Origin of the sequence: Paenibacillus konkukensis (assembly GCF_023523925.1) — a bacterium.
Lineage (GTDB): Bacteria > Bacillota > Bacilli > Paenibacillales > NBRC-103111 > Paenibacillus_S > Paenibacillus_S doosanensis.
Map to the genome: position 1 here is coordinate 1,194,214 of NZ_CP027059.1, position 16,645 is coordinate 1,210,858.

The following is a 16,645-nucleotide window of genomic DNA, read 5'->3' on the forward strand; positions in this document are numbered from 1 at the left end:
TATTAACATCATCCCTAAGGGGCGGCAACAATACCCGATGGCATAATTCTCCTTAAAGGGAGAAATAAGCGCGTTTCTTCACAAAATGGCAGCACAATCCACCTATATCACGTATTTAATGCCAAATCTCGCCATATGTAAACCCTTTCAATAAAACCGCTAAAAACGGCCGGTTCCCAGGGATAAACCGGCCTTGAATCAGCCTGAAAAGCCAGGTAATCTTTGCTTGAAAAAAATCTTTCCGCCCCTTCCGCGGGGCGAAAATCGAAGTTTGTAAAGAGGCAGAGCATGGACGGCGGATGGCGCGCCTCCGATTGGTGACGCGCTCCGCCCTCCGATTACCCGCCGGACCGTGTCTAACTGCAGCCGGCCGCTAGGAAAGGTAGCCCAGCAGCTTGCCGTGCTTCGCTTCCAGCTCCCCTATATCGATCTTCATCTCCAGCGCGGCGAGCTGCCCGTCGGCGTATTCGCCCAGCTCCTCCTGCATCCGGCCCGCCAACGCGCGGTACCACGCTTGCAGCTGCTCGCGGTATTCCGCTTCCAGCCGGTCGGTCTGCTGCTGCACATAGACGGCTAGCGGCTCGTTAATGCGCGCCTCCAGCTCCGTACGCATCGACTGCTTGCCGCTGCCCTCGAAGAAATGCTTGGCATTCTTGTAAAAGCCGGCAAGCCATTTGACGGTAACGGCTTCCTGGGCGTTGAATGTCCCCGACACCTCCGGCGTCCGGAACGATTGCGCTTCGTAAGCCGACGGGCGGAAGCCGGACAAGTCCGCGCCCAGCGCATGCAGCCACTGCTCTCTGCGCTTTTTGGCCGTCTGGTTGATCGCATTCTCGACCCGCAGCGTCGTAGCCAAAATTTCCTGCGACAAGTCGAAGGAAATCATCCGGCGCAAATCGTCCCAAGCGGACTGCACCAGCGCTCTCGCATCCTTGCCTTCCTCGCGGAACACAGCAGGGTTGAATGCCAGATTGAACAGCTCGCCGAACCGGAACGTGACGCGCTGCTTGACATAATACAGCAGCTCCTCGATCTCCTTGCGCAGCTCCCGCTCCTCCGGTTCCGTGGATAGATCTTGCAGCATCCGGACCGCTTCGCCGAATGATTGGCGGATCGCCGACGCCTTGTTCAGCCGCTCGCTCTCGTCCGACTGGGCGCTTGCGATCCAGTCCTTAAGCACGTCCGCGGCGCGCACCAGATCGCTCTGCCCGGAGCGAACTGCGATTTCGGTCAGCTCCTCCAGCGAGAAGCGGACGAAGTCCTGCTCGAAGGAGGCGATGCCCGACGCCTGCACCGTCTCCTCGTCGCCGGCCAGCTTGGCTTCGAGCGCATAATAGCTGGACAGCGGATAAATGCGCGGATGACGGATGCCGTGCTGCTGCAAATTGCTCTCCACATGGGCTACCACCCCGTCCAGCTCCTCCGAGGAGGAAGCCAGATCGGCGGCGTTGACGATGAAGAACATTTTATCCAGCTCAAAGCTGTCCTTCACCCGTCCGAGCTGCAGCAGAAATTCTTTATCCGCATGGGAAAACGCATGATTATAATAAGTGACGAATAAAATCGCGTCCGCATTTTTGATGTAATTAAAAGCAACCCCCGTATGGCGGGCGTTAATCGAATCCGCTCCCGGCGTGTCGACCAGAACGATGCCTTGATCGGTTAACGGATTGGAATAATAGAGTTCGATCAGATCGACGAAGCACGATTTCGCCTCATCGGCGGCGTATTGGCCGAACTGCTCCGCATCGACGCGCAGCTCGCCGCCGATATGCGGCTTCATCTCGGGCCAGCCGCGTTCTACGGCCTTCAGGAACGTGTAATGCGGCTTGCCCTTGGCCGACACCTGATCGGCCGACAAGCGGCGTATCGCCGCCAGGCTGTCGTCCAGACCGGAGACGGCGATGCCGAGCACCTCCAGCGAGTAACGGATGTCGTCGGTCAGCCGGTCCATGCTCTTCAGCACGACCTTCGCCGTGCCGTGCGGCCAGCCGTTCTCCGGCTCCGGCGGCATGATCTTGTTGATCGCCGCCGTCGTCGGATTCGGCGACACCGGAAGCACCCGTTCGCCGATCAAGGCGTTGGCGAACGACGATTTGCCCGCGCTGAACGCGCCGAACAGCGCGATCGTGAAGCGGCTCCGCTCCAGCCGCTCCGCCTTCTCCTGCAAGGAGCGGCAGATGCTCGCGAGCGGCGCCAAGCCGGCGAGCTCGCCGGCCCCGGCGGCCAGCCGGGCCGCCGCTTCGCGCAGCCGGGCGCGACGCCCGCCCTGCGCCAGCGCCGCAGCGCCCGCGCGGGCCCCGCGGCCCGCCGCCGCGGCTACGGCCGCGAGCGCCTCGCGGGCGGCGCCGGAGCCGCCGGTCGCGGCCGGCTGCGCTGCCGCGGAAGCCGCGGGCGCGCCTGCGGGGCCGGACGCCGCCGGGTCCGGCAGCGCTGGCGCAGGCGCCTGCAGCGCGGCGAGCGGCGCCGCCAGCTGCGCGGCGTAGGCCGCCTCCGCGGCGGCGAGGCGCTCGAGCTCGCGCAGGCTGCCGAGGCGGCCTTCGAGCGCGGCGAGCCGCTCGCGCAGCTCGCGGAGCTGAGGCTCCTGCGCGGCCGCAAGAGCCGCCGTCAGCTCGTCGATCAGCTCGAACGCGAGCTTGCGGTACTGCAGCTTCACCTCGCCGGCGAGCTGCTTCGTATAGTTGAGCGTATAGTCGCCTCCGAACCCGGCGGCCTCATTCACCTGCTCGGCCAGCCAGCCGGGCGCAACTTCCAGATGAAGCCGTTCCGCGGCTTCGCGAATCCGCTCGGGCGCAAGCAGAGGCCCCGCCTCCGCCTCCATGCCTTTGGCAAGCGCCTGCTGCAGATGACGCTCGATCTGCGTCGCCACTTGCCCGGCAAAATCCGCATGGAACGCAAGCAGACGCCGTTCCACTTCCTTCGCCGTCTTCGCCGCGCCGGCGAAGAAACCGACCTTGAAGCCGGGCTTCCGGCTTTGCAAATAATCGTGCGCGAGATCGCGCGTTACGGCAGGGGTAATATTGGCGTTATCCAATATTCCCCCCGTTTCCTTGCGCAGCGCCGCACGCAGCGCCTCCGGCTTCGCTTCGCCGTCCGTCAGCGCCCGGCTCAGCTCCGCCTGCTGCCGCTGCGCCGACTCGGCCTCCTCGTCGGCGGCCAGACGGGCGCGCAGCTCCTCTTTGGCCGACTCATTGCGTTCGGCCATCTTCCCGGCATGCGCCGCGGCCAAATGCTGCGCCGATTGCCCCAGACTCAGCGCGGCGAGCGGCCCGCGCTCCTCGATCAGACGGCGCAGCAGCCAATCCAGCTTGCCCCATTCGCTGTGCGGATGATCCGGCGCCTTCACCGACGTATAGACGATGCCGTCAGGCTGAATATGCCAGTTGGCGAACGCTTCGCGGACTCCCGCCTGATAATCTTCGAACGACAGCTCCTGATCCCGGTGTTTGTCGACCTGATTGATCAGCAAATAGAGAGGTTTGCCCCACTCTTTCATCTTTTTCGTAAAAGCAAAGTTAATTTCCGACTGAACGTGATTGTAATCCATCACATAGAAGACGACATCGGCCAAATGCAGCGCGGATTCCGTCGCCAGCTGATGCGCGTCGTCCGTCGAATCGATTCCCGGCGTATCGAGCAGCGAAGCGTGATCGCCAAGAAAAGGAATCGGATAACGGAGATTAACCGTTTCGATATCTTCGCCGTTTTTGCAATAGGCGGCCAGCTCGCTGAGCGGCACGGATTGCACCTTCGGCGCTTCTCCTTCGTTTTCGGTTCTGTGAGCGACTTGCGCTCCGGACTCGCCGTTGCTGATGCTGACAATATTCGCGCTCGTCGGAATCGGGCTCGAAGGCAGCAGCTGATGGCCGCACAGCTTGTTGATCAAGCTCGATTTGCCTGCCGAGAAATGTCCGCAGAACGCAATATAGAAGCCGCCGCTTTCCGCTTTTTGCAGCAGCTGTTTTAATTTTTTCGCATTGCCGCCGTCCTGCTCCCGCTCCACCTGCTGAAGCAGTGTACGAATGGCGCTTTCCATCGTTTCCCCAATAACCGTCAAGTTGCTCATCCCAATCTCCCCGTATCTATTCTCATGCTCTGGAACAACAAAAAAAACCGAATTGCTTCGGCTTTTAGTGTACCACACTTTCATTCACGGGGATAAAAATTTCGAACAAATTGCGGTGCTGCAAAATCGTAATGTCCTTATCCCGCACTTTCATAACGACAACCTCGGGCTTTGTTTTCATACGGTCTATGTAATTGTCGGGCACATCTCCCGATTCCATCACCGTAACGCCCTCGACTTGCTTCTCTTCATTTTCCGCCAGAGGCGTATTCAATACTTTCTCGTAAATATCGGAGAACACTTCAAAATCGTTGGTATATACCGAAATACATTTCATGATAATCCCATCCTTATCTTTTTGCTGTGGTAAAGATTGCTACTGTATAGGTTTCCTACGACTACCGGATTTCATACGTTTTTTTCCTTCACGGCACGTTGCGGCCAAAGGACAGCCGCCGCATTGCGGATTTTGCGCTTTGCAATGATAACGCCCGAAAAAAATAAGCCGATGATGCGTATCCGTCCATTCCTCCCGGGGAACCAGCTTCATAAGCTTTTTCTCGACTTCCAGGACGGAATCCTTCAGGTTCGCCATTCCCAACCGCTTGGATACGCGCTCTACGTGAGTATCCACTGCGATAGCGGGGACGCCAAAAGCGTTGGACACAACGACATTGGCCGTCTTGCGACCTACGCCCGGAAGCTCGACCAGCTGTTCGTGAAGCTTGGGAACTTCGCCGCCGTACTTGTCCAACAACATCGCGCACAGCGCTTGAATGTTTTTGGCTTTATTGCGGAATAACCCGATTCGACGAATATCCTGCTCCAATTCTTCTACTGGAACGGCAAGATAGTCTTCGGGACGCTTGTACTTTTGAAACAAGGAAGCAGTTACTTTGTTGACCGTCTCATCCGTACATTGCGCAGATAACAATACGGCTATCGTCAGCTCAAAGGGATTCGTATGATTGAGCTCGCAATGAGCATCCGGGAACATCTCCGCTATCGTATTCAATACTTCCCGAACCTGCTTCTTGTTCATAGTGACAAGCTACCTCTTTCTAGTAGTATAAACTTCAGTTTAACGAATCAAGCGTCAGGAATCAATGACTTCATCCGACAAAATACGAACTTTTCACGAAATTTCATAAAAAAATATAGTTCTTGAGATACAAAAGCCGTCTAAACGGCAGAAATGCAGCTTCTCCCCTTTAGACGGCGCTTTTGCAATAAAAGTTACTTCACTTTTCGCTCTTTACTCTATTATTTTTCCATCTCGTAAATTTTATCGTCGAGCACGTAAATCGTCACATCGTCATTTTCGGCGAAGCTTCCCGCGGCTACGGCCGATGCGCCCTGATGCAAATAAGCTTTGGAATACAAAGTATAGGTCGTTTTATCCCCGGACACGCCCGCTTTAAGCTGCATCAGATTCAATACGGAATCATAAGCCTGCACTTTACGCTTGCTCGCCGCAGCTACCGTAATAATGGTCTGATCGCCCTTGACCACTTCAACTCGATCGTTGACCTTCACCGAAGCGAGATCAGCCGATGCGGCGCCTCCAATATTCACGGAGAACTGCTTGCCTACGGTAATGGTCTGAACGCCCGCAGTATAATCTTGAACCGTAATGGTTCCCGAAGCCGTGTCGACGGCAGTCACTTTACCGCGATTCGCGGTAAGCAGCTCTACGCTTTCCAGCTTTTTGCCCGTATACGCTACTTTCATATACTCGTCGATCGCAATATCTTCGAAGCTGTGGGTCGCTTTGCCCGGATTCAATATTTTGTCGTTGTTATCGATGACGAATGTAAGCTTCCCGCCGCTCGAATCTTTCACGCTGACCTGACGCTCTTTGTTATCGGTAATTTGCGTTTTATAAACCGCCGTTTTCTTAATCGCGATCGACATAATCGTATCTTGGTCGCGGTTCAATGAACCTACAATGTTGTCGCCGATCTTCACGTCGCTGATCGTCGCATTGGCGATAGCCAGCGTCTCGACCGGGACGCTCGCCGTAATGCCGAAGGTTACGTTTTGCCCGCCTGCCGTACGGATCGTAATTTGGCCCGTCGACGCGTTAACCTGAGATACCGCACCTTCCGCGTCTTTGGCATATTTGATGCTTACGACTTTGTCCTTGGACACTTTCAGATCGACCTTGGTTCCTTTGGTTTTCGTGAACTTGCTGGTGAAGTCGTCCAAATTCATCGGCGCGTCCCAATAGCTGATGCCTGTCGTCTCCGTCATTTTATAGGCATAAGGAGTTCCGTTCTCGTCCGTAACGGTCAACAGCTTGTTTTCCGCATCGTAGTTGACGATTCTGGCGAAGGACAGCTGTGTAACGCCACGGCTTGTGACCGTCACTTTCACAACCTTCTCATTGACCAGATCCAGCTTCAGCTTGTCGCCCAGCTCCAAATCGAAGAAGCCCGCCGTTCCCAATCCGTCGATCGAGACAACGGCATTATCGTCGATATAAAAAGCACCGAGGGTATTGTCCGGCTTGTTGATCGTCAATATTTTCTTGTCGTCGCTGACGCTGGTCAGCGTTCCTTCCACGGCGCTGCCGATATCGGCCTGCTTGCTCACCTTCACGCCGGTAATTTGATTGTTTTTAATGTCATAAGAAACGATGTCGCCGACTCTCAGCTTGGATAAATCCCCTGTCGCATTCCCCGGAAGCGTAACCGCCAGCTTGACGCTAATCGGGAACGATTCGTTTTCTCCGGATGTTTTCTCCAGGAACGTGATCGTATTTTGATCCGCATCGATGCTGACGATCGTTCCCTCCGACGTCTTGCTGATCGGCACCTGTTTCACAACAATTTTCGAATATTTGGAATTAGGAATAAGAAGATTCCGCTTCAATTGGATAATGCTTCCGACCGGTATCGAGCTTAAGCTCAGCCCTCGGCCGTCACTATCGGTAACCGTCACGTTTTCCGCCAGATCCTTCAGATCCTCGGTTCCTCCTTGAGAGACGGAAACCATCATTTTGGATACGTAGAGTTGCTCCAGCGTCCCCTCATACGTCTCCATTTGCTCCGTATCGTTAGTAAGCTCTATGTAGGAAGCCGTTCCTCTATCCTGAATGACATAGACTTCATTCGTTTCTTTAATATCGCTGGAAGGAATCCGCGAATCGCCCTTGTAGAATACCGTATCCGACGCCAGCGTATATTCGCTCGTTTTACCCTGCTTATCCATCACGGTAATCTTGCGGTCTTTCAAATCCATCATATACCCGATCGCCACGCGCTCCGAATGCGTCGTAAGCTCCTTGTCCGCACGGCTGAGGAAGGTCGCCATTTGCGCTCTCGTCACGTTGCCTTTCGGATCGAAATTGTTATCGTCCACACCGTTTACGATTTCAAGGCTAACCGCCGCGTTGATATAACCGACGGCCCATGAAGACATGTCCTTGGCATCCTGGAATATCGAAGAATCGGCGCTTTTCTTGTCGGCCAAATCCTGCTTGTCGATGGCGCGGATAACCAGCTTACAGACCCATTCCCGGCTGGCCGGGCTTGAACCCCAAGCGGTTTTGGATTTGGCGTTATCCGAGCCGGAAGCTTTGGAGCCGGCGCTGCCGGAGCCGTTCGTATCGGCTTCTTCGTCGACGGTTATCAGCCCTTTATCGAATGCGTAAGCAATATAAGGCTTGGCGTAGCTGTCTACGGTCACCGGAAGAATCGTCTCGCTCTTGTTCTTCAGCGCTTCGTTCTCAAGACCCATCATTCGGATCGCCATAATGACGACATCCTGCCGGGATACCTGCGTATCCGGGCTGAATTTGCCCTTATCCACCCCTTGGATAATTCCAAGCGCCGCCAGCTTCGTAATATGCTTGATAGCCCAATGATCGCTGCTTACGTCGGTAAAGGCCGTTGTCGTACTGCTTGTTGCGCTCGTTTTGGTCACGGTATCCGCCGCATAGACGGGACTTGCGACCAGCACGGATAAAGCGATAATTCCTGCCGCCATTTTCTTTGAATGCTTATACTTGTTGTTCATATACTTGCTCCTCCCGGAATTCTTCGATTGCCAGCTTCAACAAAAGCGCGGTTATCCGCGCTTAATCGGATGAGGCAGATCCATATGTCCCATCAAGCTTTCCACGGCTTTGCCGTCAAGCAAAATGTCCAGATTCTGAATCTCTGAAAATTGAAATACGTTCTTTTTCAAAGCTTGCAGCAGCAAGCTCTCTCCCCCGGAACCCAGCCTGGATTCGGGAGCCATCGACACGTCGACAGTCAGGGTCTGATCCTTCAGCGTGACGGAATTGAAGGTAAAGCCCTTCATCAATGGAATTCGCTTGTCGTCGGAACTTACCGTCAACGTCTTCAGCGCGGCCAAATACTTGTCGTTGTCCTGTTTGTAAGAGATGACCGCTTCCTGCTCGACTAGTCTTTCTCCATTCTCATCACCATAATAGGTTTTAATCTTCATCTGCTTGACGTCTTGGGCCGCCGGAGTCGGGGTCGGAGTCGGCGCCGACGATTGCGCCTGCTTGCCCGTCTCCTGTCCGCCGGCTGCCGGCGCGGGTTGTTTCTGCCCGCATGCGGCGAGCAGCGCGACCAGCGTAATTCCGATAATGGCGCCGTTCACTAACCGTCTTTGCATCGCTATCCTCTCCTTAGTCGATATTCAACTGCTGTTTGATAGCAGCAACGATGGACGCGGCAACTCGATCTTGAAATGCATCCTGATACATAACTGCTTCCTCGGACTTGTTCGTTAAAAATCCGATTTCCAGCAGCAGAGAAGGCATCGTCGTATTTTTAACGACATAGAAATTTTCCTGCTTCACCTTGCGGTCGGGAAACTGTGTAGATTTCAATAATTGTTCATGCATCAATTTGGCGAAAGGCAAGCTTTGGTCCGTATAATAATACGTTTCCACGCCTTCTACGGATTCCTTGCCCGCCGAATTGGCGTGAATGGAGACAAACAGATCCGCGTTCATGTTGTTGGCGAAAGAAGCCCTGTCTGCAAGCTCGACGAACGTATCGTCGCCGCGGGTCATGTACGGCTCGATTTTTGGCTCTTTCTGAAGCAGCTTGTTCACCTTAAGGCCGAGCGAAAGCACAAAGTCTTTCTCCATGCGTTTTGTCGCCGAGATCGCGCCGCTGTCTTTGCCTCCATGCCCCGGATCGATAACTACCTTGTATTTATCCTTGGCCGCGGAGATCGTCCACGACAGCTGATTCGGCACCTTTTTCACGGACGGCTTGAAATCTACTCTATTAGTTAAATCTATTATTATTCTAACGATAGACGATTCTTTTGAAAATAGCAAATATCGAATTTGCGAGACGCCGGCCCGGTTTACCTTGATGGTTCCCTCGCCCTTGTCGTTCAGCTTGAGCGTCGGGTCAAGCTGGCCGTACGGAATATCGATGACGATACGGTTTTGACTGTTCACGGCCGATACGTTCGCTGCTTGATCGGCGCCGCTCGTTTTGATCACAAACTGGTCGCCCTCAAGCGCTATCGAGCGGATCGTCGTCAAAGGCTCCTTGGCCTGGTCTTTATTCTGATCCTTGCCGCCGTCCTTCCCTTCCGCAGGGGAACCGGGTTGTCCGGACGAATTGACGCTTCCCGGCTTGTCCGCCGCGGTTCCTGCAGCATTGTTCTTGCCCGCGTCCGCCGCGGCTGCGCTTCCGCCTGTTTTATCCGGCTCAGGCTTGTCCTGCTGCTTGTCCCCTGCTGCGTTCTGCTGTTTCTCGCCCGGCTTATCTTGCTGCTTATCACCGGCGTTATCCTGCGGCTTGCTCTCCGTCCGGCCGTCCGTTTTGCCTTCGTCCTTGCCGGCGGTTGCGGCTCCTTCGTCTTTGCCCGGTTTCGCTCCGGCTTCTTCCCCGGCCGCCGGTTTGCCGTCTGCGCCCGCCGCGGGCGAGGAGACCGCCTCTTTGACGTCGCCCTCCGACTGGTATAAAAACACGGAACGGGTCAAGTCGTCCCAGGTTACGTCCACTCCGAACTGCTCGCTGACAAAGCGCAGCGGAAGCAGCGTATTGCCGTCCACGATTGTTGGAGCCGTTTCCAATTCGAACGATTCGTTATTCACGAGAGCACTCTGCTTGTCGATGAACAGCTGGATGCTGACGCCCGACTTATCGATCGTTACTTTACGGCTCTTTTCATCCCATTTGACCTTGGACCCTAGCGACTCGGCAATGATTCGGACAGGAACGACGGTATTGTCCTTAATAATGCGCGGAGGCACCTCCGCGACAAGCGGCTTGCCGTTCAGAAACAGCTGGATCGGCTGTACCGCGGCGAAAGCCATCATCGGACATAACAGCAAGGAAAATAGCAGTAAAGATAATAACGTAGTAGCAACTCTCATCTTACACCTCAGCTTATGTATTTTGAATTTTGTTATGAATGCGGCTATTATGCAAAAACGACCGATATTATGGCGAAACTTACCAAAAAAATAGACGCCAAAATGACGGAAAAGTTGCGGAAAACGACAAAAAAAGCTCGAAGCTGCAGGCTAACGGCCTGAACCTCAAGCTTTTGGCGTCATTTTGTTCTATGCGGTCTGCAATCGGGATTGCTCCAGCAATTGACGGAACTGGTCTCCCGACAAAACCTCTTCTTTTACAAGAATCGAAAGCGACTGCTCGAATACGATGCGGTGCCGTTCCAAAATCTCGCGCGTGCGTTCGGTCAGCTGCTCCAAAATAGCGGCGTTTTCCTTCATCAGCTCTTCCTTCGTCACCATTTGACGGTCGATAATACCGAGATTCGTTAATCCGGAGTCCATCATCGTGCGCACTAGGTGCAGCGACTGTTCAAAATCGTTGCGGGAACCGGTGCTTCGCCCGCCGTAGAACATTTCCTCGGCTACGGCGCCGCCCAAAGCGACAATAATTTGCTCCTCCAGCTGCTCCTTTGTATACAAATACTGGTCCTGCTGCGGATTATGACGCACATAGCCGAGCGCTTTGCCGCGCGGGCTGAGCGCAACCTGGGATACCGAACCCGGACGAACGTTCTCTGCGGCTATAGCATGTCCCAGTTCATGAAGCGCTACTCTATCTCGTTCTTCCTTCGTCGATTCGCGGTCCGTCCGCTCTCCGATCATCACCTTGTCTACAGCTTGCGACAAATGCTTCTGTTCGATCAGCGGCGATTCTTCGCGCATCGCGTAAATGGCCGCCTCGTTCATAACGCTCTCCAGCTGCGCGCCGGAGAATTGGAACGTTTCCTCGGCGATCATCTCCAAATTCACTTGCTCTGACAGCGGCTTGTTTTTGCCGTGTATATTCAAGATATGCAAGCGGCCCTTCTTGTCCGGCAGATCCACTTCGATATGACGGTCGAAACGGCCAGGACGAAGCAGCGCGCTGTCCAGCATCTCCTTGCGGTTCGTCGCCGCCATAAGGAGAATGCGCGGAGAATCGGTCGTATGAATGCCATCCATCTCCGTCAGCAGCTGGTTTAACGTCTGATCGTATTCGCGATGCTGCCCTCCGTCGCGCTTGCCGCCGATCACGTCGATCTCGTCGATAAACACAATGGCGCTCTCTTTGTTTTCCTTTGCGGCGCGGCTGCGCGCTTCCTTAAACAATTCGCGGACCCGGCTCGCCCCTACGCCGACATACATTTCGACAAACTCACTGCCGGAAGCGGCGATGAACACCGAATTCGTATAATGCGCCGCGGCCTTGGCAAGCAGCGTTTTCCCCGTTCCGGGAGGCCCTTCAAGAAGAATCCCCTTCAAAGGGCGAATGCCCAGCTTGCGGATCTCTTCATGCTTGATCAAAAAATCCAGAGCTTCCTTAAGCTCGATTTTGGCCCGCTGCTGCCCTCCGATATCGTCAAAGGTCAAGTACGCCGGCGCCTTTCGGGTCCGGGCTTTTCGTTCGGAGCCTCCGAAGCCGCTGCTGCCGCCGCGCATCTGGTTCATATACAGTATTGTGCCTAAAATGACGGCCGCAAACACAAGCGGAATCGCATTGATGCCGATAAAAAACAAGAAAATGATAACAACGGGAACCGTTCCGATGAAAATTTCCTTATAAATTTTACTCATTCGGCCACACCCCTAACTTCTCAGGCGTGCGCGGGAGCATAACATATTTGCTTTTATCCCCGTTCGTCAATGTAATAAATACGTATTTATCGTTCATTTCCGTAGATACTTGCAGGTCAGATACCGTGCCGGCGCGCGATTTCAGCGTCGCTGGAATGTCCGAATAATGTTTGGTTTCCATCGCCTGGGCTACGTCGAACAAGGCGGACGACCACCATGCATCCAGATCGGCGGACGAATCGTTCACGACCTTTAATTTCAGTTCTTTTTTACCGAGAATCGAAGATCCTTCGCTTTGAATATGGTCATACACTTCACGCAGGCTGGTTCCCGGCGTCATTTTAATATCGATTTCCGCATCGTTTGCCGTAAACCGCGTAGTGACCAGTTCCACTCCGGGGGTTTCTTGGACAATATTCGTAAGCGGACTTTCCATTGCATAGCTTTGATATACGAACCAACCTCCGAACAGCACGGTGGCGGAAACTACTACACTCACTATCACAGGTAAGAGACGCAACTTCATGAGCCGACGTCCCCCTTTCTATATAATAATATATCAACTAAAGTATATAGAAAGTATATCATATGATATATCAGTTTGCCCGATGTAATGTGTGGTAATGCATCCTATCCCAACCGCAGCCGCCGTTGTATTAAAAAAAGCGCCGCCGCGGCACCGCAATCCGCTATATATGCGAAAATGCGATGCGACAGCTGCGCCATCTATTGAATGCTCAAACGATACGTATCCAGCAACGTGCCCTCTTTAAAAGTATAATAATCGTAATAATAGCGCTCATCGCCCGAATCATCCGCCGGCAGCTTGTAGAAAGCCTCCCATATTAAAGCGCCGTTCAGAACGCCCGGCATCGCCCTTAATAAGTCCGCTTCCGGATGCTTGGCTTCGACCTGGGCTTCGATTTGCTCTTCAGTGACGCCGTCCGACGCCATCTGCGCGAACAATTCCTCTTCCCCGACCCATACGATCATCTTCTGTCCGATTTTATTCTCACCGTGAATGACCGTATACGGCTTGTCTCCGACGAACCTTTCGACTTTGTCCGCTTTAGTTAACAACGTTTTTTGATAGGCGGTCTGAACTGCGGCCCGCTGGATTTTCCATTCGTCTTCCTGAACCGCGTTGATGAACCGTCCTCCAAAAAATAACAGAAGAGCAACGACAGCTACGGAGGCTATCGTTATTTTCAGTTTCATCGGGGGATTGACCTCCTAAACATTTTTGCCAGAACGCCGCTGAATGCGGCGGCAGAACAACATGATTTGATTAAGCGCTCGTCAACCGTTCGAAGCAGCGCTGAGCTTCGGCCAGTACTTTTTCCTCGTCAATCGTCAAACATTCGCCGTTCTTCACGAGACGCTTCCCGTCTACCCATACATCTGTCACATCTTTGGCCGATGCGGAGTACACCACATGCGAAACATAATTCGTTTTCGGGAAGAAATGAGCCTGATCGATATCGATGGCGATGAAATCGGCCTTCATCCCCGCTTCGAGGGCGCCGACATCGTCAAGCCATATGGAACGGGCGCCTTCCAGCGTCCCCATGCGGATCGCTTCCTCGGCCGGCACAGCGACGGGATCGCCGGTGACCGCTTTATGAATCAGCGCGGCAAGCCGGATTTCTTCGAACATATCCAAATTATTGTTGCTTGCCGCGCCGTCGGTGCCGAGCGACACCTTCACGCCGCGCTTCAGCAGCTCGGGCACCCGGGCGACTCCGCTTGCGAGCTTGAGGTTGCTGCCGGGATTATGCGATACGCGAACGTCATATTTTTGCAGCAGCGAAATTTCTTCATCCGTCAAATGCACGGCATGGGCTACCAGCGTAGGTCTGGCGAATACGCCAAGCTTTTCCAGATGCTCTACGGGTCTCGCCCCGTATTGATCTACGTTATCCTGCACTTCGCGGGCCGTCTCCGACATATGCGTATGAATAGGCAAATTCAGGTCGTGAGCCGCCTGCACAATTTTCTCGATGTAATCGGGAGGACAAGTATACGGAGCATGCGGAGACATCATCGTCGTAATGCGTCCGTTCGCTTGGCCGTTCCAATCACGGGCAAATTGCACGGCTTCCTTCAGCTTGGCGTCCTGTACCTCCGGAGGACATAAGCCGATCACGCCGCGCGTCAAGACGGCGCGCATTCCGCTGCGCTCCACAGCCTGCGCGACTTCGTTCATATGATCGTACATATCGACGAACGTCGTCGTCCCTCCCTTGATCATCTCCAGGATGGACAGCTCCGTTCCCCAACGAACATCGTGAGCGGTAAACTTGCCTTCCATCGGCCACATTTTCTCCTGCAGCCAAACCTGCAGCGCGAGGTCGTCGCCGTAGCCGCGCAAGAGCGACATTGCCGCATGGCAATGCGTGTTGACAAGCCCCGGCATGAACAGCTTGTTCGTTCCGTCAATACGTTCGTCATACTGCTCCAGCGGCAGCGGCGCTTCCGTGCCGATATATGTAATCCGGTTGTCTTCTATTACCATACAACCGTTAACGATCGGATGTTGTTCATTCCATATAATGAATTGTCCGTTAGTAATTATCGTTTTTTTCATAATCACCTTATCCTTTCCGACTCCTAGCATCAACCTCCACTGTACAACTTCGTTAGCCGAAAAGCAAGTAATAGAGCGGCTGTCAAGAGGTTTAACCGCTGCATCATTAATGTTTGATGAACATATTCTGAATTGGATAAACTATGATTGCATTCCCTTACTCTGATGTGTTATTTTTATTTTTGGTGTTCATTTTCACGCTTATTCTACATTATTCGCGATCATTATTCGTTGTGTAAATTATTTACATATATTGAAGGAGGCTGTTTCATGCTTTTCGCCAAAAAGAACGATACCGACTTTTTGCTCCTGCTGATCAAAGCGTCGGAAAATACGCTGCACGCGGCGCAAATGTTTCGCAACGCCGTAATGGGAGATCAACCGCCCGCAGCGTTCTATCCTCAATTGAAGGATTTAGAGAACAAAGGCGATCAGATTACCCATCAAATTTTCAAAGGGCTGAACAAAGTGTTCATTACCCCATTGGATCGGGAAGATATTATGGAACTTGCCTCCAAAGTCGACGATGTCATCGACGGGATCGAAGCGACGATCGCACGTTTCGATTATTTGAACATTAACGAGAGCGATAAGTATATGCAGGAGTTTTCCGCCGTTCTTGTTGCCAGCTGCCAGCATATTCTCGATGCCTTCAAACTATTGTCCAAAAAGAAATATATGCAAATTACCGAACATACCGTCCAAATCAACAGCTTGGAGAACGAGGCCGACCGGTTAATGCGGGAAGGAATTCGCGAAATTTTCTTGAATCCTCAAGACCCTTATCACGATTTCAAGCTTAAGGAGCTCTATGAACGCCTTGAGCAAACTACGGATGCCTGTGAAGACGTAGCGAACATTTTGGAAAGCGTCGTATTGCGTTATTCGTAAGCTGCTTCGCAACCGGTAGGAGGTAATTATGTTAACCCTTTTGTTCATCATCGTAGGATTGGCTTTGCTGTTCGATTTCATCAACGGCTTTCACGATACGGCCAATGCGATTGCAACATCGATATCGACCAGGGCATTATCCCCTAAGGTAGCCGTTTTTTTCGCGGCCACCCTCAATTTTATCGGAGCGGTTTACTCCTCTGAAGTGGCCAAAACGATCGGCGGCAAAGTCGCCAATCCGGCAACCATCGAAAACGGGGTTACCGTTGTCATCGCGGCATTAATTACGGCTATTATATGGAATTTAGTCACTTGGTATTTCGGCATTCCTTCCTCCTCCTCGCATACGTTGATCGGAGCTTTAGCCGGCGCCGTCGTGGCCGGTGCGGGGATATCCGCAGTCAACTGGAGCGGCTTTAAAGAAATTATCGCTATTCTGATCCTGTCTCCCATGATCGCTTTTGCAACAGGATTCATCATTATGTGGATCATTAAACAGATCATTTTTGCCAGCGGCAATCATTCCCGCTCGAAGCTAAATCGAATGTTCCGGTTTTTTCAAATTTTTTCGGCCGGCCTTCTCTCCCTGTCGCACGGAGGCAACGATGCTCAGAAAGCAATGGGAATTATCGTTTTCGGAATGGTGGCGTTAGGGTACCAAACCAATTTGGACGTGCCGTTATGGGTTAAATTATGCGCGGCTACCGCCATGGGCCTCGGCACTTCGATCGGCGGATGGAAGATCATCAAGACCATGAGCAAAAATCTGATTAAGATCGAGCCGATCAACGGGTTCGCTTCCGATCTGAATTCATCCATCGTTATTCAGATTTCGACGGCAATGGGGATGCCGTTGTCCACGACGCATGTCATTTCGTCCTCGATTATCGGGACGGGATCGGTACTGAGGTTTCACGACGTAAAGTGGGCGACCGTTACCAAAATGGTTATGACTTGGGTCATTACGATCCCGATTAGTATGGCGCTCTCTTATCTCATCTACAAAGTCGTTTCTCTCGTCATTTGAGCTTGATTTCTCCTTACATAC

The 16,645-nt window shown here is 53.2% G+C and carries 12 protein-coding genes; 2 read left to right on the forward strand and 10 right to left on the reverse strand.

Translation table 11 applies throughout. The features are described 5' to 3' along the window. Window positions 1–373: 373 nt before the first annotated feature. The 10 genes from SK3146_RS05140 to SK3146_RS05185 form a co-directional block, all read right to left on the reverse strand. A complete protein-coding gene (locus SK3146_RS05140; RefSeq protein WP_249864069.1) occupies window positions 374–4,066 on the reverse strand; it encodes a dynamin family protein in 3,693 nt (1,230 codons plus the stop codon). 64 nt (window positions 4,067–4,130) lie between these two features. Beyond that, a complete protein-coding gene (locus SK3146_RS05145) occupies window positions 4,131–4,403 on the reverse strand; it encodes an NAD/NADP transhydrogenase alpha subunit (protein WP_249864070.1) in 273 nt (90 codons plus the stop codon). A gap of 39 nt (window positions 4,404–4,442) precedes the next feature. Next, window positions 4,443–5,108, reverse strand: a complete 666-nt coding sequence (gene nth / locus SK3146_RS05150; protein ID WP_249864071.1) for an endonuclease III — start codon at window positions 5,106–5,108, stop codon at window positions 4,443–4,445. A gap of 221 nt (window positions 5,109–5,329) precedes the next feature. Further along, complete coding sequence (locus tag SK3146_RS05155; RefSeq protein ID WP_249864072.1) at window positions 5,330–8,086, reverse strand: S-layer homology domain-containing protein; 2,757 nt, start codon at window positions 8,084–8,086, stop codon at window positions 5,330–5,332. A gap of 51 nt (window positions 8,087–8,137) precedes the next feature. Next, window positions 8,138–8,695 carry a GerMN domain-containing protein gene (locus SK3146_RS05160; RefSeq protein ID WP_249864073.1) on the reverse strand — a complete coding sequence of 186 codons (558 nt, stop codon included), beginning with the start codon at window positions 8,693–8,695 and terminating at the stop codon, window positions 8,138–8,140. 13 nt (window positions 8,696–8,708) lie between these two features. Continuing rightward, window positions 8,709–10,424: an N-acetylmuramoyl-L-alanine amidase gene (locus SK3146_RS05165; RefSeq protein ID WP_249864074.1), complete on the reverse strand. Its 1,716-nt coding sequence runs from the start codon at window positions 10,422–10,424 to the stop codon at window positions 8,709–8,711. 189 nt (window positions 10,425–10,613) lie between these two features. Then, window positions 10,614–12,119, reverse strand: coding sequence for an AAA family ATPase (locus SK3146_RS05170; RefSeq protein WP_249864075.1), 1,506 nt, complete (start codon window positions 12,117–12,119; stop codon window positions 10,614–10,616). After that, window positions 12,112–12,618: a hypothetical protein gene (locus tag SK3146_RS05175; RefSeq protein WP_249864076.1), complete on the reverse strand. Its 507-nt coding sequence runs from the start codon at window positions 12,616–12,618 to the stop codon at window positions 12,112–12,114. Before SK3146_RS05175 ends, SK3146_RS05170 begins: the two co-directional genes overlap by 8 nt. 227 nt (window positions 12,619–12,845) lie before the next feature. Continuing rightward, the gene (locus SK3146_RS05180) at window positions 12,846–13,337 is read right to left on the reverse strand and encodes a cell wall elongation regulator TseB-like domain-containing protein (RefSeq protein WP_249864077.1); all 492 of its coding nucleotides are present in this window, start codon (window positions 13,335–13,337) and stop codon (window positions 12,846–12,848) included. A gap of 70 nt (window positions 13,338–13,407) precedes the next feature. After that, complete coding sequence (locus SK3146_RS05185) at window positions 13,408–14,706, reverse strand: amidohydrolase (RefSeq protein ID WP_249864078.1); 1,299 nt, start codon at window positions 14,704–14,706, stop codon at window positions 13,408–13,410. A 270-nt stretch (window positions 14,707–14,976) separates the two neighbouring features. On the opposite strand from SK3146_RS05185, the gene SK3146_RS05190 reads away from it, so the two are divergent. Beyond that, window positions 14,977–15,597, forward strand: a complete 621-nt coding sequence (locus SK3146_RS05190) for a DUF47 domain-containing protein (RefSeq protein WP_249864079.1) — start codon at window positions 14,977–14,979, stop codon at window positions 15,595–15,597. A 28-nt stretch (window positions 15,598–15,625) separates the two neighbouring features. Then, on the forward strand, window positions 15,626–16,624 hold the full coding sequence (locus SK3146_RS05195; RefSeq protein ID WP_249864080.1) for an inorganic phosphate transporter: 999 nt from the start codon (window positions 15,626–15,628) through the stop codon (window positions 16,622–16,624). Window positions 16,625–16,645: the final 21 nt, after the last annotated feature.